The organism is Brachybacterium sp. AOP24-D1-21, assembly GCF_052378665.1.
Lineage (GTDB): Bacteria > Actinomycetota > Actinomycetes > Actinomycetales > Dermabacteraceae > Brachybacterium.
This window is the reverse complement of record NZ_JBQSXX010000001.1, coordinates 3,209,998-3,229,086: the sequence shown is the minus strand read 5'-3', so window position 1 is coordinate 3,229,086 and position 19,089 is coordinate 3,209,998. Positions and strand designations below refer to the sequence as shown.

General features: G+C 70.2%; 14 protein-coding genes, 3 pseudogenes and 1 other annotated feature. Of the genes and pseudogenes, 5 read left to right on the top strand and 12 right to left on the bottom strand.

From position 1 onward, the window contains the following. Window positions 1-23 precede the first annotated feature (23 nt). From ACT3UF_RS14485 to ACT3UF_RS14475, 3 genes are read left to right on the top strand one after another with little or no spacing between them, the layout of a single operon-like run. Window positions 24-1,724, top strand: coding sequence for a transposase (locus tag ACT3UF_RS14485; protein ID WP_444502861.1), 1,701 nt, complete (start codon window positions 24-26; stop codon window positions 1,722-1,724). Beyond that, window positions 1,721-2,797: a TniB family NTP-binding protein gene (locus ACT3UF_RS14480; protein WP_442331730.1), complete on the top strand. Its 1,077-nt coding sequence runs from the start codon at window positions 1,721-1,723 to the stop codon at window positions 2,795-2,797. The genes ACT3UF_RS14485 and ACT3UF_RS14480 overlap by 4 nt, the downstream gene beginning before the upstream one ends. Further along, complete coding sequence (locus tag ACT3UF_RS14475) at window positions 2,766-4,520, top strand: TniQ family protein (RefSeq protein WP_442331729.1); 1,755 nt, start codon at window positions 2,766-2,768, stop codon at window positions 4,518-4,520. The genes ACT3UF_RS14480 and ACT3UF_RS14475 overlap by 32 nt, the downstream gene beginning before the upstream one ends. A gap of 414 nt (window positions 4,521-4,934) precedes the next feature. Here the strand turns inward: ACT3UF_RS14475 and ACT3UF_RS14470 are convergent, their stop codons facing one another. Together ACT3UF_RS14470 and ACT3UF_RS14465 are read right to left on the bottom strand one after the other, a co-directional pair. Next, the gene (locus tag ACT3UF_RS14470; protein WP_442331728.1) at window positions 4,935-5,429 is read right to left on the bottom strand and encodes a GNAT family N-acetyltransferase; all 495 of its coding nucleotides are present in this window, start codon (window positions 5,427-5,429) and stop codon (window positions 4,935-4,937) included. 657 nt (window positions 5,430-6,086) lie between these two features. Further along, window positions 6,087-6,539: pseudogene (locus ACT3UF_RS14465) on the bottom strand (IS3 family transposase); the annotation flags it as partial. A gap of 51 nt (window positions 6,540-6,590) precedes the next feature. On the opposite strand from ACT3UF_RS14465, the gene ACT3UF_RS14460 reads away from it, so the two are divergent. Next, a protein-coding gene (locus tag ACT3UF_RS14460) for an IS3 family transposase (RefSeq protein WP_444502846.1) occupies window positions 6,591-7,837 on the top strand; the annotation gives its coding sequence in 2 pieces (ribosomal slippage) (window positions 6,591-6,876 and window positions 6,876-7,837; 1,248 coding nt in all). After that, window positions 6,869-6,997, top strand: a sequence feature (AL1L pseudoknot). Its footprint overlaps the gene before it by 129 nt. Before the next feature lie 16 nt (window positions 7,838-7,853). On the opposite strand, the pseudogene ACT3UF_RS14455 reads toward ACT3UF_RS14460, so the two are convergent. From ACT3UF_RS14455 to ACT3UF_RS14410, 10 genes and pseudogenes are all read right to left on the bottom strand, one after another. Next, window positions 7,854-8,668 (bottom strand): annotated as a pseudogene (locus tag ACT3UF_RS14455) (IS3 family transposase); the annotation flags it as partial. A gap of 64 nt (window positions 8,669-8,732) precedes the next feature. Next, on the bottom strand, window positions 8,733-9,221 hold the full coding sequence (locus tag ACT3UF_RS14450; RefSeq protein WP_442332617.1) for a hypothetical protein: 489 nt from the start codon (window positions 9,219-9,221) through the stop codon (window positions 8,733-8,735). A gap of 200 nt (window positions 9,222-9,421) precedes the next feature. Then, the gene (locus tag ACT3UF_RS14445; RefSeq protein WP_193107446.1) at window positions 9,422-10,240 is read right to left on the bottom strand and encodes an ABC transporter ATP-binding protein; all 819 of its coding nucleotides are present in this window, start codon (window positions 10,238-10,240) and stop codon (window positions 9,422-9,424) included. Continuing rightward, window positions 10,237-11,298 (bottom strand): FecCD family ABC transporter permease, encoded by a 1,062-nt coding sequence (locus ACT3UF_RS14440; protein WP_193107447.1) that lies wholly within the window; start codon window positions 11,296-11,298, stop codon window positions 10,237-10,239. Before ACT3UF_RS14440 ends, ACT3UF_RS14445 begins: the two co-directional genes overlap by 4 nt. Next, a complete protein-coding gene (locus ACT3UF_RS14435; protein WP_193107448.1) occupies window positions 11,295-12,341 on the bottom strand; it encodes a FecCD family ABC transporter permease in 1,047 nt (348 codons plus the stop codon). The genes ACT3UF_RS14440 and ACT3UF_RS14435 overlap by 4 nt, the downstream gene beginning before the upstream one ends. A gap of 54 nt (window positions 12,342-12,395) precedes the next feature. Beyond that, window positions 12,396-13,439: an ABC transporter substrate-binding protein gene (locus tag ACT3UF_RS14430; protein WP_442332616.1), complete on the bottom strand. Its 1,044-nt coding sequence runs from the start codon at window positions 13,437-13,439 to the stop codon at window positions 12,396-12,398. Window positions 13,440-13,672: 233 nt separating this feature from the next. Continuing rightward, a complete protein-coding gene (locus tag ACT3UF_RS14425; protein WP_304502285.1) occupies window positions 13,673-14,566 on the bottom strand; it encodes a helix-turn-helix domain-containing protein in 894 nt (297 codons plus the stop codon). Window positions 14,567-14,598: 32 nt separating this feature from the next. Then, a complete protein-coding gene (locus ACT3UF_RS14420; RefSeq protein ID WP_304502284.1) occupies window positions 14,599-15,642 on the bottom strand; it encodes a YeiH family protein in 1,044 nt (347 codons plus the stop codon). Then, a pseudogene (locus ACT3UF_RS14415) lies at window positions 15,578-16,435 on the bottom strand (transposase); the annotation flags it as partial. The gene ACT3UF_RS14420 and the pseudogene ACT3UF_RS14415, both read right to left, overlap by 65 nt. Window positions 16,436-16,702: 267 nt before the next feature. Next, window positions 16,703-17,983 (bottom strand): MFS transporter, encoded by a 1,281-nt coding sequence (locus tag ACT3UF_RS14410; protein ID WP_442332614.1) that lies wholly within the window; start codon window positions 17,981-17,983, stop codon window positions 16,703-16,705. A gap of 66 nt (window positions 17,984-18,049) precedes the next feature. Between ACT3UF_RS14410 and ACT3UF_RS14405 the strand changes: the two genes are divergently transcribed. Beyond that, a complete protein-coding gene (locus ACT3UF_RS14405; protein WP_442332613.1) occupies window positions 18,050-19,042 on the top strand; it encodes an ArsR/SmtB family transcription factor in 993 nt (330 codons plus the stop codon). The last annotated feature ends 47 nt before the right edge of the window (window positions 19,043-19,089 follow it).

Here is a 19,089-nt window from a genome sequence, read left to right as displayed (position 1 = left end):
AGGCCGAGATCTACAGCCAGCTCGTGCTGACTATCAGTGACGTGCCGTTGGAACAACGCTACGAGCAGGCCGGCGCGAAGTTGAAGATCTCGACGCGCTCCGCCAGGCGCCGCGCGACCCGGTACGCCGAGCGAGGACTGGCCGGCCTGGTCGATTCCCGCTTGCTCCAGCCGTCTCACCGCGCCGTGGCCCCGGAATGGGACGACACGTGCCGCGAAGTGCTCGACTCCTTCACGAACCGATCGAACCCCACGATGCGCACCGTGCTGCGCAGGACGAACGCGCTACACCTCGAGCGCAATCCTGGAGCTCCGCTCCCCTCCGAACCCGTCGCGTATCGGCGTCTGCGCGAGCTGGACAAGGGTCGCTACACCTTCGGGGCGGCGAAGCAGCGGCGATCGGTGGCCGAGCGGCCGCAGGGTGTGATGGGCCGGCTGCATGCTGATCGGCCGGGCCAGTACGTCGTCCTCGACACCACCCCGCTGGACGTGTTCGCGATGGAGCCGGTCACGGGCCAGTGGATCAATACGGAGCTGACGGTGGCGATGGACCTGTACTCACGGTGCATCCTGGGGCTGGTCCTGCGTCCGATCTCTACCACCGCGCAGGACGTCGCGGCGGTAATGTTTCAGGTGGTCACCCCGCAGACCTGGGGCCCGCCGTCCAGCGAAGAGGTTCCGGCGCCGTACGTCGGGGTGCCGGAGTTTCTTCTGGCGCAGGAGACCGGTGCGTTGCCGGACACGATCGTGGTCGATCACGGGAAGGTCTATCTCTCTCAGCGCACCAGGGCGGTGTGCCATCGACTGGGGATCAACATCCAGCCCGCGATCCCCCACAAGCCGACGGACAAACCCACCATCGAGCGGTTCTTCCGTACCCTGCGCCAGCAGCTGCTCGAGCACCTGGCCGCCTACAAGGGCCCGGACATCTACTCCCGCGGCAAGAGCATCGAGGACCAGGCGTTCTACTACGTACCCGAGCTCGAGGCGATCCTCCGCGAATGGGTGGGGATCTACCACCACACCCCGCACCAGGGCCTGTGCGATCCGCTGCTGCCGAAAGTGGAGCTGTCCCCGGCGGAGATGTTCGCCCGCGGCATGGCCACCGCCGGGCTACTGCGACTGCCGGCCAGCGATGATCTGCGGATGGAGTTCCTGGATGTCGCCTGGCGCTCGATCCAGCCCTACGGCGTCGAGATCGACGGCCGCCGTTATGACGGGCCCGGGCTCAACCTCCACCGCGGCACCCGGTCACCCTACGGAGGCGCGCACGCGAGCAAGTGGCCGATCATGATCGACCGCGACGACGTGCGCACCGTCTACTTCCAGGACCCCGACACCCGGACCTGGCACGACCTGGAGTGGGAACACGCCCCAGGTCTGGACGCCCCGCTGAGCGCCGAAGCCGCCGCCTACACCCGCAAGCTCAGCCAGAGCGCCGACCGGCACGTCGATGCCGGCGCCGCGCTCGACGACTTGCTGGACCGCTACAGCAAAGGCGCGGTCACCAACCGTCGCGAGAAGAACCTCGCCCGCCGCCTCGCCACCGTGTCCGGCACAGACCGCGCCGCGCCGGCTGCCGACGACCCGCCGGGAGTGACCGATCTGGTTGCCCATCTCGAGCACCGCCGAAACAAGGCCCAGGTCACGGACGATCTCGACGTATTCGAGCAGTTCTGGGCCGAGCATCCCGACCAGGGCGCGTTCGAGGTGTTCGACGAATGATCGAGCCCGGGAATCGGTGGGCGGTGTGGCTGCGGGAGAACGAGCCGGCCCGGTACAACCTGGCGACCAAGCAGGGCTGGGACGCGTTCGTCCATGCCGCGCCACGCACGCCCCTGGAGCGACTGTCCCAAGCTGAGATCGGCCGGCTCGGCATCGCGGAGCGGGAGGACTACAACGACGCCCGCGCCGTCTGGAACGCGAACCCCACGACGGTGCATACCGCTCAGCTCGCCCGTGCCTACGGCGTGATGGATCAGGTGATGGCCTCCAACCGGCGCGACAGTGACCGACTGCGCGGGGCGGTAGTGATCGATGCCGCCCCAGCACTGGGCAAGACCACCATCGCCACCCGCTACGCCCGCGACCTCCACCGCAAGATCCTGCGCCGGTACGGCCCGCGCACCCCGGAGGGTCACCAGCGCCTGCCGGTGGTCTACCTGCCACTCAGCGCCGGCACCACGCTCAAGGGACTGAACCAGAAGCTGCTGCGGTTCTACGGGCACCCGGCCGCGACCCGATCCACCCGCGCCGAACTCGGATCGCTGGCCGTCGACTGCGTCCAAGCCTGCCGCACCCAGCTGATCATCATCGATGACCTGCACTTCATCGACTTCAAACACCGCCACGGCCACGAGGTCTCCAACCACCTCAAGGGCCTCGCCAACGAGATGCCCGTGACCTTCATGTACGTCGGGGTGCGGCTACGAGAGAAGAAGTTCTTCGACGAAGGCCTACTCGGCGAAGACGCCGTCTACGCCCAGACCTCCCGCCGCGCGACCCGCTGCGAGGTCGCACCGTTCACCCACGCCACCACCTCCGGGGCCCGGGCCTGGAGCGCGCTGCTGGCCGCCCTGGAAGCACACGTGATCCTCGCCGACGCCCACCCCGGAATGCTGACCGACCACGCGAAACTGCTGGCCATTCGCACCCAGGGCTGCATCGGCTCGCTGACGAACCTGCTGGACCGGGTCTGCCACCTGGCCATCGCAACCGGCACCGAGACCATCACCCGCGAGCTCATCACCCAGGTCACGATCGACAATGCAGCCGAACTCAGCGCCGGCACCGCCTGACCCACCCCCGGACTCGCGGCCGCGCCCGCGGTTAATCCCCGGCGGCTACGACCTCGACACTCCGCCCATCCACATCACCCCGCTCCCGGGAGAATCCGCGGTCTCCTGGCTGCGCCGTGCCGCTGTGCGCTACCAGATCAGCCCCCGCAACGTCCTGCGCGCCGGCGGCGCCAGCCGACAGATCTCCTCCACCCGCGCCGCCACCACCCGGATCACCTCCCCCAGGAACGCCTTCACCACCCGGCTCGGCCTGTCCGCCGACGAACGCCGACTGCTGCGAGACCCCACCCCGCTCGGACACGCCCTGGACTCCTACGCACGCATCTACCAGCACCCCAACACCTCGACCACCGGAACATCCAGTCACTTCTGTCCGACCTGTCTCGCCGTCGAGACACCCCGCTGGGACAAGGATTGGACGAACCCGCTGCTGGCCGTCTGCCCCAAACATGACCTGCTGCTGCTCGACCGCTGCCCCGCCTGCCAGGCCGTGCCCTACGCCAGCCCCGCCTGGCTCAGCGAGCCGCTCAAACTCTGGCGCTGCACCGCCCGCACCTCCGCGACGTCCGGGACCGGGCGCCGCGTGCGGCCCTGGTGCGGCCACGACCTACGCACCACACCTTCTGCGACCGCCACGAGCGAGCAGTCCCGGGCGCAACGGCTGCTCCTCGGCCTCGCGATTGATCCCGACGACCCCATCGATCTCTGCGGGATCACGATCACTCGCCAGATCGGGTTCGACGCCATGGTCGAACTCCTGACCGCAGCCCTCCACGATCGCGGCACCCGTTTCCTCGACCTGTCCGAACCCACCGGCGAGATCGCCTTGGGACTGGCCGACACCCTCCTCGTTCTCGAGACCACCGATCCCGGCGAAGCCGGGGACCGTCTCCAAGAACTGGTGCTGCCCACCGACCGCCAGGCCCCCATCACACTGAACGCGGCGACGAGCTCGGCGAAGAATCCACTGCTCGGGGCGCTGCAACTCGGCCACCACCGCGAACACCTGACCGCGACCAGCCAACTCGCCTTCCGCACCGGCGCCACCCACCCCCGATACCCGCTGCCACCGAAGACACCCAGCGCCGCCGTGCATCACCTGGTGCTGCCCGAACACGCTACGACCGGAGGTCCGTTGACCCTCGCGTGCATCCCTCAGGTGATCTGGTCCGGAACGCTGCCCGGCCTCGACGACTCCGATCCGATCGCCCGCGCCGAGATCTCCCTGCTACTCGCCCACCTCGGCGCCACCCGCCCCTGGTCCCACCTCACCCTCGACCTCGGCCTCCCCCGCACCTTCCACATGGCTCTAGCCCGACGCATCCGCGCAAGACGCGCCCACGGCACCTGGCTCACCCTGCTGACCCACCTCAATGAGCTGCACGAGCGTCTCCAGGCGCACCCGCCATGGCCGCACTACCGCCACCGCCGCATCCTCGCCGACGGCCTACTTCCCCTAGACCGAGCCCTCGCAATGGCCGACTCCGAGCAGCGAAGACCCAAACTCGCAGTCCAGCGGCGCTTCTGGGAGCTCTTCACCGGCGGCGACGTCCTCTTCGCCCCACACCCCCTCGCCATCCCCGCCGACCAGCACTCCCACTGGAGACAGCAACGCCACGAACTCGACAACGAGCAGATGAAGCTCTTCGAGACGGCGTTTCAGATTCTCGACCGCTCCAGCCCCCTACGCCTCGGCACGCCCCTGAGCTGGCAGCCACCTTGAAGCGGAGACTTCACCTACCAGCCCACACCATCGGACGGGGCGATCATCGCCCTCGACCCGCTCCCCTACATCATCGCCAACAGCGTGCTGACCCTCCTTGACCAGCAGCCTCGTGACGGCATCCGCGCTGCCGCCGCGCAGACCGCTCTCACCCACCACACCGGCCAGCCGGGCGCTCTCGATGCGTGAACGGCTGACCACTGGGCCGGCCCCACCGCCACCCTCTACACCGACCTCAACAGCATGACCCCGATCCCCGACCGCCCGACTCTGCCCGCGCTGCCCTTCCAGCGTCGCTACGGCGCCTGCTTCCCAGCGAAACGCCTCGCGGAGATCGATCCATCAGCCGAGACAGCGCGTGAGCGTCCGAACGCCACCGCGATGCTCGACGATGGATCGCTCCGCCGTTGAGGGTCAGCGGACGTGGCGTACTTCAGCGAGGTCCAGCGACTCGTCGACGTAACGGGCACCGTCGGGGAGAAACCCGTTCCGCTCATAGAACCGCCGCGCCCTCGGATTCAGCTCAGCAACCCACAGCTGGGCAGGCATGCCTGGCGGCATGACCGCCTCGAGCAGCATTTGGCCGATACCGGTCCCGTGGTGCTCCGCCAGCAAATAGAGGGAGTACAGCTCTCGATCACGCACGGGCTCGTGATCACCAATCTCTCGCCCGGGACCTTCCAAGGCGATCCCGACGACCTGCCCCGCGACCTCAGCCACGGACACCGCCGCGCCTCTCTCGAGCCAGCGCTTCCAGGTTTCGGTACGCCGCTCGATGGTGTCGGACTTCCAGTGGGATTCTGGAAGCAACCCCGAGTACGTCTCGACCCACGATGTGTGATGGACGTTCGCGCAGCCGAGGGCGTCATCGGTCGTAGCGTGACGGATCACGACGGGAGCATTTTGCATGAACTCATCCTTCCGTATTGCAGCACCAAGTGCGGATTTACGGCTCTTCGTGGTTCGTGGTGAATGGGTCTGCTGTGGCGGGTATTCACGCTGCGGTTCTCGCGGCGCTGGCCAGCAGGATACGGGTCCGGTAGTTCGGCTCTTCACGGTTCGTGGTGATGGAGAGCGACGCGACGCTCTCCATCACCACGAACCGTGAAGAGCCCGGATGTCGGGGTTGTCGGGCTTCGGGGGACCTAATCGTACATACGGACACCGACATTCGACGGCGGCAGCAAATGCTGCAGGCTCCAGCCGACAGCGGGAGGCCGCTGTTCTTCGTACCCCTTGCCGTTCCGCTCGTTTTGTCGGCGCTGAGCGAAGGACAGGAGTGCGCACACGGCGGCGCGCCGAAACGGTAGCCACTTCCAGCGTCGGCGTGGTTCCGCGGGGTGGAGTGCGAGGATTCGTGCCTGGTTGTGCAGGGTGAGTTCACGCGCGCCTCGCGCGAGTGCGTCGGCGAGCGGGACGCGCTGGCTGAGGTAGTCGTGGTGGTCGAGGTCACCGGCACCGAAGTCGGTTGCGAGGCCGGCGAGTCGAAGGCGCGCGGTGTGGATTGCTTGGAAGATTTCGTGTGGACGCTGGGCCCTACCCCCGGATCTTGGACACGGGGTGTGATTACGCAGCGGTCGGCAGCGTAGCGGCCCGGCGGGCCTCGTAGGTGGACGGGGACAGGTAGCCGCACCAGGTGTGACGGCGCCGGGTGTTGTAGCGGACGAGCCACCTGAAGACCTGCCGGCGACAGGTCGGCTCGTCGCTCCAGCAGGCGGTGTCTTGGAGGACCTCACGCTTCATCGTGGCGTTGAACGACTCCGCCAACGCGTTGTCGGCCGACGAGCCGACCGCACCCATTGACTGGGTGACGCCGAGTCTCTTGCAGAGCTTGGCGTAGTCCTTCGAGCAGTAGACCGACCCATGGTCGCTGTGGAAGATCGCTCCCTTGAGGCTGCCGCGGGCCGCGGCAGCGGCCTTCAGTGCGTCCTCGACGAGCTCGGTGCGCATGTGGTCGGCGACCGCCCAGCCGGCGAGCCGACGTGAGTAGCAGTCGATCACGGTGGCCAGGTACAGGTTGTATCGCCCCGGGTCTGGTGGAGGCTCTGATTCCACGGGAGGATGAGGAGCATGGCAGCACCGAGGAAGTACCCGGACGAGCTTCGGGAGAGAGCCACGAGGATGGCAGTTCAGTCGCGACGGGATCCATCGACGAGGTCGGGCACGTTCCGTCGTGTGGGCGAGCAGCTCGGGATCAATCCCGAGACTCTGAGGAATTGGGTCGTGCAGGCCGAGGTTGACGAGGGGCACCGTCCCGGGACCACGACCAGCGAGTCCCAACGCCTGGTCGAGCTGGAGAAGGAAGTGCGTGAGCTGCGCCGGGCGAACTCGATCCTGAGGTCGGCGTCGGCTTTTTTCGCGGCGGAGCTCGACCGTCCACAGCGTTGATCGTGGAGTACATAGACCAGCACAAGCATGAGTTCGGCGTCGAGCCGATCTGTCGGACGCTGACCGCAGCGGGCACGCAGATCGCGCCGAGCACGTACTACGCGTTCAAGACCCGCCCACCCTCGAGACGGGCAGTGCGCGACGAGGAACTGCTGGTCCAGATCCACCGCGTCCATGCGGCGAACTTCGGCGTCTACGGGGCGAAGAAGGTCCATGCCCAGTTGCTGCGGGAGGGCATCTCGGTGGCGCGTTGCACGGTCGAGCGGCTCATGCGCGTCGCGGGGTTGCGAGGGATCAGCCGGGCCAAGGGCCCACGCACCACGATCTCCGGTCGCGGCCCCGACAATCGACCTGACCTGGTCGAACGTGACTTCACCGCGACGGCTCCGAACCAGTTGTGGGTCGCGGACATCACCTACTGCCGCACCTTCGCCGGCTGGGTGTATGCCGCGTTCGTCATCGACGTGTTCTCCCGCCGCGTGGTCGGCTGGCAGCTGTCGAAGTCGCTGCGGACGGACCTCGCGTTGGACGCGCTCGAGATGGGCATCTGGACCCGCGATCACGCAGGCCAGGCCGTCACCGGGCTCACGCATCACAGCGATAAGGGCGTTCAATACGTCGCCATCCGCTACACCGAGCGTCTTGCTGAGGCCGGCGCGGCCGCCTCGGTCGGCTCCACCGGCGACTCGTATGACAACGCCCTGGCCGAGGCCTTCAACTCGCTGTTCAAGGCTGAACTGGTCCGCAACCGCGGGCCCTGGAAGAACATCGACGACCTCGAGATCGCGACCGCGGAATACATCGACTGGTTCAATCACCGGCGTCTGCACGGCGAGATCGGCATGATTCCGCCCGTCGAGCTCGAGGACGTCTACCATCACAACAACCCCGCACCGGCACCCGCCGACGCGGCACTTGCGAGCCTCTAACAAACCCGGGGCGATTCAGGTTCGTGCCGTCGGCCAACGGCAGGTAGGTGATGTCCCCGACGTAGCGTCGGTTCGGCGCTTCGGCGGTGAAGTCCCGCTTGAGCAGGTCGGGGTACTTCTGCCCCGACGGCTCGGGGATCGTGGTCCGGACCCGACGCTTCTTCACATAGCCACGGATGCCCTCGGCCCGCATCACCCGGGCGACGCGCTTGTGGTTCACGCAATCGCCGACAGGTGCGCCGTCGTTGAGCTCAGCGGTGATCCGTGGGGCACCCTGGGTGCTGTCCTGGCCATGCACAGCTCTGATCCGCGTCGCGAGCTCGGCATCGGCCCGGGCGCGCTCCTCGCGTGCTGGGGCGGCCTTGAGCCAGGCATAGAAGGACGAGCGCTCGATCTCGACGAGCTCGCATAGTCGCTTCACCTCGAAGGTGGCGGAGTTGTCGGCGACGAACTGGAAGCGACTCACCAGCGCGTCTCCCCGGCGAAATACTTCGCTGCCCGTTGGAGGATCTCGCGCTCGGTGGTGAGCTTGGTGGTCTCGACCTCAAGCTCGTTCACCCGGGCCTGAAGCCGGGCGATCTTCTGCTCCGGTGTCTCGCCCTCGGGCGCCGACGGGCTCTTTGACGAGTTCTTGGACTGCAGTGGGCTGGAGGTCAGCGTCCCGTCGGCGGCGGTCTTCTTGCCGGTCCCGTACGTCTCGAGCCAGTGCCGCAGCGTGCCGCGCACGATGCCGAGGTCCTCGGCGATGCCGCGGACCGTGGCGCCCGGGGTGGACTCGTACAAGTCGACGGCCTGACGACGGAACTCCTCGGAGTAGTTCTTTCTGGCCATAGTTCTCGGATCATCTCGCTTCCCCAGCAGCAGATGCTGGATTCAGCGTGTCCAAGAACCGGGGTCAGGCCCCGACGTCGTGTCCGCCCTCGACGGTCGCGTCCTCTCCCAGACCGTTCGGGCCGTGGGCGATCGACGGGTTCTCCGGCGCTCGCAGGTGCAGGTCGGCGCCGGCCCGGTCCACGACCACCAGCAGCTGTCGCACGGCGAAGGGGATCAGCTGCAGCAGCGGCAGCAGCTGCGGGAACTCGCCCCGGTGGGCCGACTCCTGCAGCGGGGGTGCCGGAAGCACCCGGTCCACGAGGATCCCGTCGTCGGTCGCGAAGACGGAGCGGCCCTGACGTCCGCCGAGGGTGGAGGGGCTGAGCACCGTCTCCTCGATCTGCGCGAGCAGCCCCTGCGGGGCGCCGTCGGCCGCGAGGGTGGAGCGCATCCGCCCCCAGCGGGCCTCGAGCTCGCCGGCGGCATGGGGGTCGGTCCGGGTGGTGTCGAGGTGGACCGAGACGACGGGGCCGTCCGCTTCGAGGACGGGCGTGAGCCAGGGCAGTTTCACAGTGGACCTCCAGGTGCTCAACGTGCGGGGACGACCGTGCTCCCAGCTCGGCCTCTTCGCCCCGCCTGGGTCCGTTCAACCCTGGCACGCGGGGTCCGGCATCGCAAGCGGGATCGGGCCGACGGGCACGGGAGCGGGCCGGCCCGTGCGGACGGCCCGTGCGGCCGGACAGCGCGGCCGGGCGGTGCGGCCCGTCCCCGTCAGGTCGAGGATCCGCCGGAGGCCACGTGATGGCGGCCGATCGGGAGCATCAGCGGGGTGCCGGAGACGGGATCGGCGATGATCCGGCTCTCCAGCCCGAACACCTCCCGCACCCGCTGCTCGGTGAGGACCTCCGCCGCGGGGCCGCTCGCCGCCACGGCGCCTCCGGCGATCATGACCAGCCGATCGCTGTACCGGGCGGCGAGGTTCAGGTCGTGCAGCACCATCACCAGCGTGATCCCCCGCTCCCGGTTCAGGTCGGTGAGCAGGTCGAGCACCTCCACCTGGTGGGCGACGTCGAGGAAGGTGGTGGGCTCGTCCAGCAGCAGCAGGTCGGTGTCCTGCGCGAGGGCCATCGCGATCCAGACGCGCTGGCGCTGGCCGCCGGAGAGCTCGTCCACCGGGCGCTCGGCGAGCTCCGCGGTGCGCGTGGCGTCCAGGGCCGCGGCGACCGCCTCGTCGTCGGCCGCGGACCAGCGGGAGAAGATCCCCTGGTGGGGGTGGCGGCCGCGGCCGACGAGGTCGGCGACGGCGATCCCCTCGGGCGTCAGCGGGGACTGGGGCAGCAGGCCCAGCACCCGGGCGAGCTGCCTGGCCGGCAGGCGGTGCACCTGCTCGCCGTCCAGCAGCACCTGGCCGCGGCGCGGGGTCAGGAGCCGCGACATGGAGCGCAGCAGGGTGGACTTCCCCGAGGCGTTGGCGCCCACGATCGCGGTCACCTTCCCGGGCAGCAGGTCGAGGTCCAGCCCCTCGATCACGGTCCGTTCGCCGTATCCGAGGGAGAGGTCCTGGACCTGCAGGGTGTGGTCGGCGGTCACAGGGAGCTCCCTCGACGGTTGACGCGGACGATGAGATACAGCAGGTAGGGCGCGCCGAGCACGCCGGTGACGACGCCGACGGGATAGCGGGTCCCGGTCGCGAACTGTCCCACCAGGTCCGCGACCAGCACCAGCAGCGCGCCGACGGCCGCCGCGGGCAGCAGCGGCGAGGCGCCCGGGCCCACGATCCGCGCGGCGATCGGTCCGGAGAGGAACGCGACGAAGGCGATCGGCCCGCTCGCGGAGGTCGCGAAGGCGATCAGGCCCACCGCGGCGACGACCACGACCAGCCGGGTCCGGCCGGTGCGCACCCCGAGGGCCTGGGCGGCGTCGTCCCCGAGCTGGGTGATGCGCAGCTCCCCGCTGTGGCTCAGCAGCACCGGCCCCAGCACCACGAGCGCGGCCAGCACCGGCAGCGCCTGCTCCCAGGAGGTGTTGTTCAGGCTCCCGGTCAGCCAGCGCAGCGCCTCCTGGAGGTCCCACTGGCCGGCCTTCGAGAGCACCCAGTCGGTGAGGCTCGTGAGCATGGCGGAGATGCCGATGCCCACCAGGATCAGCCGGGTCCCCGCGACCCCGCCGCGCGAGGACAGCAGGTAGATGAGCAGCGCCACCAGCAGGCCCGCGACGATCGACAGCAGCGAGACCGCGGTGCCGGACAGCCCGAGGATCACGATGCCGAAGGCCGCCGCGGCGCTCGCCCCCGAGGAGATGCCGATGATGTCCGGGCTCGCCAGCGGATTGCGGAGCATGGTCTGGAAGGTCACCCCGCCCAGTCCGAAGCATGCCCCGGCGAGCACGGCCAGCACGGCACGGGGCAGGCGCAGCGTGCCCACCGTGAAGCTCGCCCCCGGGACGTCCTGCCCGAGGAGCACGGCCAGCACGTCGGAGGGCGGGTAGTAGGTGCGGCCCACCATGAGGCTCAGGCAGAACACGGCGAGGATCGCCGCTGCCAGCACGCCGCAGGTCAGCAGTGTGCGACGAGTGCGCCGACGACGCACCGCGACGACGCGCCCGAGGGTGCTCGGCGCGCTCGCGGGTCGGGGGTCCGGGGCGCTCACAGGTGGGCCAGCTTCTGACGGCGCACGATGGCGATGAAGACCGGGGCGCCCAGCAGGGCGGTGACGATGCCGACGTCCAGCTCCTCGGGCCGGGCGACGATCCGGCCGACCACGTCCGCGGCCGTCAGCAGCGCGGCGCCCGCGACGGCGCTGAAGGGCAGCAGCCAGCGATGGTCCGAGCCGATCAGGAGCCGGCAGGCGTGGGGGACCACGAGCCCCACGAAGCCGATCGGGCCGGTCACCGCGGTGGCCGCCCCGCACAGCACGACCGCGCCGAGGGAGGCGAGGGCCCGTGTCGCCATCACCCGTTCGCCGAGGCCGGCGGCGAGCTCGTCGCCGAGGGCGAGGGTGTTCAGGCCGCGGGCGCTGAGCAGGCAGAGCACCGCTCCCACCGCGAGGAACGGGGCGACCTGCTGCAGGGAGGCGTAGGTGCCGCCGCCCACGCCGCCGATCTGCCAGGAGCGCACGCTATCGCCGATGTCGGAGCGAGGCAGCACCACGGCGCTGATGAACGAGGTCAGGGCCGCGCCGGTGGCGGCGCCGGCGAGGGCGAGCTTGAGCGGGGTGGCGCCGCCCTGGCCGAGGGACCCCAGCGTGTAGACGAGCACCGCGGTCAGGGCGGCACCGAGGATCGCGACCCAGATGAAGGTCGAGGCCACGGTCAGTCCGAACCAGGCGATCCCCACCACCACGGCGAGGGAGGCGCCGGTGCTGATCCCGAGGATGCCCGGATCGGCCAGCGGGTTGCGGGTCACGCCCTGCATCACGGCGCCGGAGATCCCGAGCGCGGCACCGGCGAGGAGGGCGAGCAGGGTGCGGGGGATCCGCTTGGCGACCGCGGCCGGTCCGAAGCCGTCGGTCGATCCGCCGAGGGCGGCGAGGATGTCCGCGACCCCCACGTCCCGCGAGCCGATAGTCACCGAGCAGGCGGCGATCAGCACGAGGGCCGCGGCGAGGCCGAGCAGCCGGAGCAGCCGGGCACGAGCGGCACGCCGCAGCAGGCCGGAGGTGCTCCCGTGCCCGGGAGGTGCGGTGGTGGTCATCAGAGGGCGGTGGTCATCCTGGGCGGGCGGTCGTCGCGGATCCGGTCGCGGGGCTCAGACGGAGGCGTTCGCGGCGCGCTCGAGCTCGACCAGGTAGTCCTCGAGGATGTACGAGATCGCGAGCGGGGTGGGGTTCGCGGCCGTGCCCAGCGGGCTGTCGCTCGGCAGGTGCACCACGGCCCCGTTCGCCACCGCCGGCATCTGCGAGAGCAGCGGATCGCCCTTCAGCGCCTCGACGAGGGTCTCGTCGCCGTAGGTCACGATGATCTCGACGTCGTCGAAGACGTCGGCCTGCTCGGCGCTGACGGAGGAGGAGAACTCCTCGGTCTCCGCGGAGGCGTCCTGCACGCTCTTCGCGATCGTCATCCCGAGGTCCTCGAAGAACATGGTGCGGGTGTCGTGGGCGGTGTAGAAGTTCACGGTCGAGAGGTCCGTGGTGTCGACGTGGGTGAGGAACATGACCGACTTCCCCGCGATCGCCGGGTGCTTCGCCACGGCCTCCTCGATCTCGCCCTCGAGCTCGGCGATCAGCGCCGCGCCGTCCTCCGCGCGCCCCATCCCCGCCGCGTTCGCGGTGATCATGTCGCGCCAGGAGGTGCCCCAGGCGACCTCGGGGAACGGGATCGTGGGGGCGATCGCGGTGAGGGTGTCGTAGTCCTCCTGGGTCAGGCCGGAGTAGCCGGCCAGGATGACGCTGGGGGCGGTGTCGGCGACGCCCTCGAAGTCGATGCCGTCGGACTCGTCGAAGAGCACGGGCGGCTCGGCGCCCAGCTCCTCGAGCTTCGCCGCGACCCATGGCAGCAGCCCGTCGGTGTCGTCGTCGCCGAAGTTCGCCGCCGCCATCCCGGCGGGCACCACGCCGAGCGCGAGCGGGACCTCGTGGTTCGCCCAGGCGACGGTGGTGACCACGTCGATCTCGGCGGGGAGCTCGGTGGTGCCGAAGGCGTGCTCGAGGGTGGTCGCGCCGTCCGCGCCGCTGCCGCTGCCGCCGCCGTCGGAGGCGCCGGAGCCGGTCGAGCTCTCGGAGGAGCAGGCGGCCAGGGCGGCGGCGAGGGCGACGGCGGAGCCGGCGAGGGCGCGGCGGGACAGACGGGGCATGGGGGCCTCTCGGGACGGGCCGGCGCGGAGGGTCGCGCACGGGACGGCGGCCGGGCGGCCCGGGCGGGCCCCGCGGCCGCCACGATGCGAACTTAGGATTGCCTCACCAAACCTACGAGGCGGTGCAGGTGTCCGCAAGCACGTGAAGACGACAGCCTCTGTCGCAGAACGGACAGGCCGTGCGAAGCAGTCGCAGGAGGGAGGTTCTCCCGGGGGTGCTCGGGGGTGGTGGCTCAGGAGGCGCGGACGTCCGTCGCCCGAGCGGGGGCGGGAGGGGTCGAGGGCAGGTCGCCGTGGCGGTAGGCGCCCGGCGTCATGCCCGTGACCCGCCGGAACGCTGCCGTGAAGGCGCTCGCCGAGCGGTAGCCGACCTGTCCGGCGACGTCCTCGATCCGTTCGTCGGCGGCGAGCAGTGCGACGGCCCACTGGGCGCGGGCGGTCGCCGCCCAGTCGCGGAAGCCCCGCCCGGTGCTCGCCACGAAGGCGCGCGTGAGTGTGCGCGAGCTCACTCCCAGGCGTCGCGCCCACTGCTCGAGGGTCGTCGGGTCCGCGGGGTCCTCGGTGAGCGCCTCGACGATCGGCGCGAGCAGCGGGTGGTCGGGGACCGTGAGCGGCAGCTCGCGCGGGGAGGGGGCGAGCACGTCGAGGATCATCGCGTCGGTCAGCTCGCGCGAGCGCTCCGACAGGTCCGCGTCCAGGGACCTCTCGAGCAGCAGCTGCAGCAGCGGCGTGATCTCCACGGTCACCGGCACGCCCGACGGGGGCTCCACGCGGGTGATCGAGAACTGCGCGGCGAGGTGACGGACCCCCGCCGGGGTGAAACCGCTGTGCGGCACGCCCGCCGGGATCCACAGCCCCACGCCCGGGGAGATCGTGTGCACGCGCGACCCGATCCGAGCGGTCGACGCGCCGCGCTCGTTCCACAGCAGCTCGTGCGTGGGATGGGAGTGCTCGGCCCAGTAGGTGTCCGCGCCGATCTCCTCGCGGCCTGCGAGGATCGTGTACGGGACCTCGACGTCCCCCGCCGCATGCCGGGGCAGGGCGCGGCGGCGGGCGGGACGTGAGCCGACCACCGCCGCCGACCATCGCAGGGCGGCATCGTGGGGGCCGGGGGAGTCGAGGGGCACGGGGCCACGGTAGCCGGGCCCGGGGCGTGGGCTCAGAAGATGAAGCCGCGGAAGAGCAGCAGCGCCAGGCCCAGGCCGACGACGAGGTTCACGACGGTCGCCGCCGCGAACACGACGATCGGCTTCCAGCCGGACTCCCTGATGCTCGAGGCGTTGAACTCGAGGCCGATCGAGACGAAGGCGAGGGTCAGCGCCCAGGTCTGCAGCTCCTTGGCGGCATCCAGCCGCGGCTCGAGCACCGCCTCCGGGACCGACTCCGCGAGCACCGTCGCCACGACCGAGGCGAGCAGGAAGCCGAGCACGAACTTCGGGAACCGCTCCCAGAGCATCGCCAGCGAGCGGCGATCTCCCACGCGGCGCGTGCCGGAGCCGGCGACGGCCCGGCCGGCTGCGGGGGCGACCCTGAAGGAGAAGTACAGCGTCAGCAGCACGGCGACGATGCCCAGCAGCGCGTTCTGGGTGACCTTCACGATCGAGGCGATCTGCAGCGGCTGCTCGCCGGCGACCGCGCCGGCGGCCGTCACCGCGGCGGTGGTGTCGATGTTGCCGCCGATCCAGGCGCCGGTGACCGCGGGGGACAGCCCCATCAGGTCCGCGAGCCAGGGGAGCAGGAAGATCGAGGGCACCGCGAAGACGATCACGAGGGTAGCGGTGTAGGCGAGCTGCTCCTTCTTCGCCTCCACGGCGCCGGCGGCCGCGACGGCGGCGGAGACCCCGCAGATCGACAGGGCGGTGGCCAGCAGCGCCCGCAGCCTGTCGTCCAGCCCCAGCAGTCCGGCGAACCACCAGGTGAAGGCGAAGACGGCGGTGATCAGCAGGATCGCCTGGAGCACGGCGGGGCCCGCCGCGCGCACCACGATCGCGAAGTTCACGCTCGCGCCCAGCAGCACCAGGCCCACCTTGATGAACAGCTCGGTGCGGAAGGCCGCGGCCATGCGGCGGCGCACCCCGGTCAGGGACAGCACCGCGTTGCCCAGGAAGCCGAGCGCGATCGCGTAGACCGGGTACTCGATCGACTTCGCGACCTTCCCGACGGCGGTGCCCTCGGTGAGCTCGGGGACCGCATCGGTGAGCACCGAGACCAGCCAGGCTGACGAGGTGGAACTTGTCGACCGATACCGCGGCGCGGGGCAGGTAGGTCCGCAGTGCTTTGCGGAACGCCGCTGAGGGATCGATGGCGACGACCTCGATCCGCTCCCGCCAGCACTCGGAGCGTTGGGCGAGCCAGGTACCGACGGCGGTGGAGTCCCGGCCATCGACGATGCCGAGGACCTGCCCAGTGGTCAGGTCGACCAGGGTCGTCATCCATGGCTCGAACCGTCTCCAGGCACCGTCGTCGGTGCGGAACCAGCGCACCGACCGGTAGCGGTGCTCATCGATGCCCAGGTGCGTCACCGGCACCTCGTCAACGGCAGGCAGGGCCACGGCGGCAGCCGCCAGCGCGGCCTGGACCAGCCACCACGAGACGCCATGGGCCTGAGCGACTTCCGAGGCCGCCCGGCCCGAGGTGATCACCGCAGAGACGACCTGATCGCGCAGCCGGGTGGTCGAGCGTGCGTATCGGGGGACCTGGTCGGTTGCTTCCCAGAACGTGCGCCGGGCGCAGGCCGGCTCGAGGCAGAACCAGCGCCGCTTGGCCCACACCACCTGAACCGTCCCGGCCACGGGAACGTCTCGCACCTGCTGAGAGCGGCGGGAGTGGACCTTCGTCGCGATCACCCCGCACGACGGGCACCCGGGTGGGACGCTCGAGGCGATCACCACTTGACGCCCTCCGTCGGACAGGTCGATCGCGTCAACGACGCGGTAGTTGGGCAGGTTGAAGATCGTGCTCGCAGCATCACGCTGCGGACCAGTACTCTCATACACAGGCTCGTGGTCCTCTGAGATATGGATGTCTTGACAACACCCATCACAGCAGGACCACGAGCCGCTCTACGCCAGCGACGCGACGCTCTCCATCACCACGAACCGTGAAGAGCCAGTAATCTCATCGATCTGTCAGTGGCGTGTCAGTAGTCTCATCGATCTGTCAGTAGACGACGATGGTGACGTGGGCGCGAGCGGGACCACCGTGCGTTACTGCACCGTCGCCGGCGACGAGGACACGACGACGTGGAAGTGACGGGGAGTGGCTCAGGCGAGGGCTGGAGCCCGGCGCAGGCCGCGCACCTCGGCCGAGGCGAGCGGGGCCAGCAGAGTCACCACGCACAGACCGGCACCGATCGCGAGCGCGAATGGCACACCTAGCAGAGCTGCGACCATGGGGGCAGCGAGCTGCCCCACCGGCACCGAGACGAAGCTGAGGAGCATGTCGATCGAGGCCACGCGGGAGAGCGCCTCGCGGGCGACCCGCTGTTGCAGGGCCGTCTCCCACAGTACGTTCTCGACCGCCGTACCGATCCCGGCCAGCGCCGCGAGCACCAGTAGCAGCGGCAGGCCGCTCCCGGCAGCGAGCGCCGCGAACAGCGCTGCGTACGGCAGGGACATCAGCAGCACCGCGACCATCGGCCGGCTCGGTGAGAAGCGGTAGGCGAGCGCCCCGCCGCCCACCTGACCGGCCGCCCGCGCCGCAAGCAGGAATCCCCAGCCGGCGGCACCGATGGTGTGCTCTGCACTGGCCGGGCCAAGCACCAGCCAGATCCCCCCGATCAGCAAGTTCATCCCCGTGAACGCAAGGGTCACGAGCCAAAGCCAGCGGTGGCTGGTGAACTCTCGCCAGCCGCCGCATAGATCCGCGACGAGGGCGCGGAGGGCGGCGCCGACAGTAAGGCGGTCAGGGCGGGGAAGGCCGTCGGCCGACGGGCGCGCAGCGTCCGCGTTCGGGATGGTGGCGAGGACGGCGGCGGCGAGCAGCAGGCAGGCGGCGTCGATCGCGAGTGCCCAGCCGGCATTCGCGACGGCGACCAATAGGCCCGCGGCGGCCGGGCCGAGCATACGGGTGACGTTCCGTGAGGTGGTGCGCACGGCGTTCGCACGGCCGATCGCGTCATGCGGCACCAGGTCGGTGATGATGCCGCGGAGCGCCGGGGCCGTGAACGCCGAGGCCAGGCCACCCAGCGCCGCCACCACCAGTAGCAGCGGCAGTGCCCTCGCATCCAGCAGAAACCACATTGCACTGCCCGCCTGGGCGAGACCCGCGACCAGGTGGGTGAAGGTCAGCAGCGCCCGACGAGGCACCCTATCCGCCACCACCCCTCCCACCAGCAGCAGCGCGACCATCGGAATCGTGCTCGCGGCGAGGACCAGGCCAAGATCGGTGGTGGAGCCTGTCACACGAAGCACCCCGAAGCTCAGCGCGACCGGTGTCATAGAGCTGCCCAGCCATGAAAGGCATTGGGCAAGGAAGAAGCGAGTGAAGGCGGGGGTCCACGGGGAGGCGGGTACGGACGGGGAAACAGGTGAAGGTGGCGGCATCGCATCATCGTCGACGGCCCGCTTACTGACCACTAAACTTTCGGCGTCAACCGAAAGGAGGTGCTCATGCGGTTCGTGCTCACGCCCGGTGCACTCGCGCGCACGCGGTTCGTCGTCTCTCCGCTCGCAGAGCTGGTCGGGGCACTCTCCAGCGGAGTGACCGCACTCGAGGAGCCGCGGCGCGCCCGTCCGCAGCCGTCTTCCGCACCCTCGCGGACCGAAGGGCTCGACCTCGCCGCCCTCCGCCGCTGGCGCACCGTGGACCCGCTGCACACCGCCTTCACCGACCTCATCGCGCACACTAAATGGTTCCCGGACCTGGTCGGTCTCGCCCCGCCCGCGACCGGGGAAGTGCGGCTCGTCGGCGAGCTCGCCCAGATCGCCGCGTGGGACCCGCAGGCCGCCGTGAGCACCATCGAGGACTCGGTCGCCGCTGCGTGGACCCCGCAGCAGACGGCATGGCTCGCCGCACCGGACCTCCCGGGTCGGATCGCGGCCGCGCTCGGCTCGGCGTGGGAGCAGCTGATTGCGGCGGACTGGCCGCGCCGGCAACGGATCCTGCGCCGCGAGATCGCGTTCCGCACTGCGCTAATCGGCACGACCGGCTGGGCAGGTGCGGTGGACGGCATTGCCCGCGACGTCGCCTGGGAGGATCCCGACGCGCTGCTCGTCTCCCGCCGCGTGGACCGCAGCCTCACCGTCTCCTCCCACCTCTGTTTCGTCCCGACCACGCAGGTCAGGGGTAGGTGGACTTGCGACGGGCCCGTCGGCGTCGCGCTCGTGTATGGGGCACGGGGCTCACGCGCCGCCGTCTCCCCGCGCACCGGGAGGGCGCTCGGGAGACTGCTCGGCACCGGGCGAGCCGCAGTGCTGCTGGCGCTGGACCTTCCGGCCACGCCCTCCCAACTGCACGCCGAGCTCGGGTATGCGCTCGGCACCGTCGGCGGGCACCTTGCCGTGCTCGAGGGCGCCGGGCTCGTGCACCGCGCTCGCACCGGACGTGAGGTCCATTACCGGCGCACCGAGCTGGGAGAGGCGCTCGTCGGCAAGCAGGGGTGAGGGACACCGGGCGAAACCGTCGGGCCGCAACCCCTGGTCCAGTATTC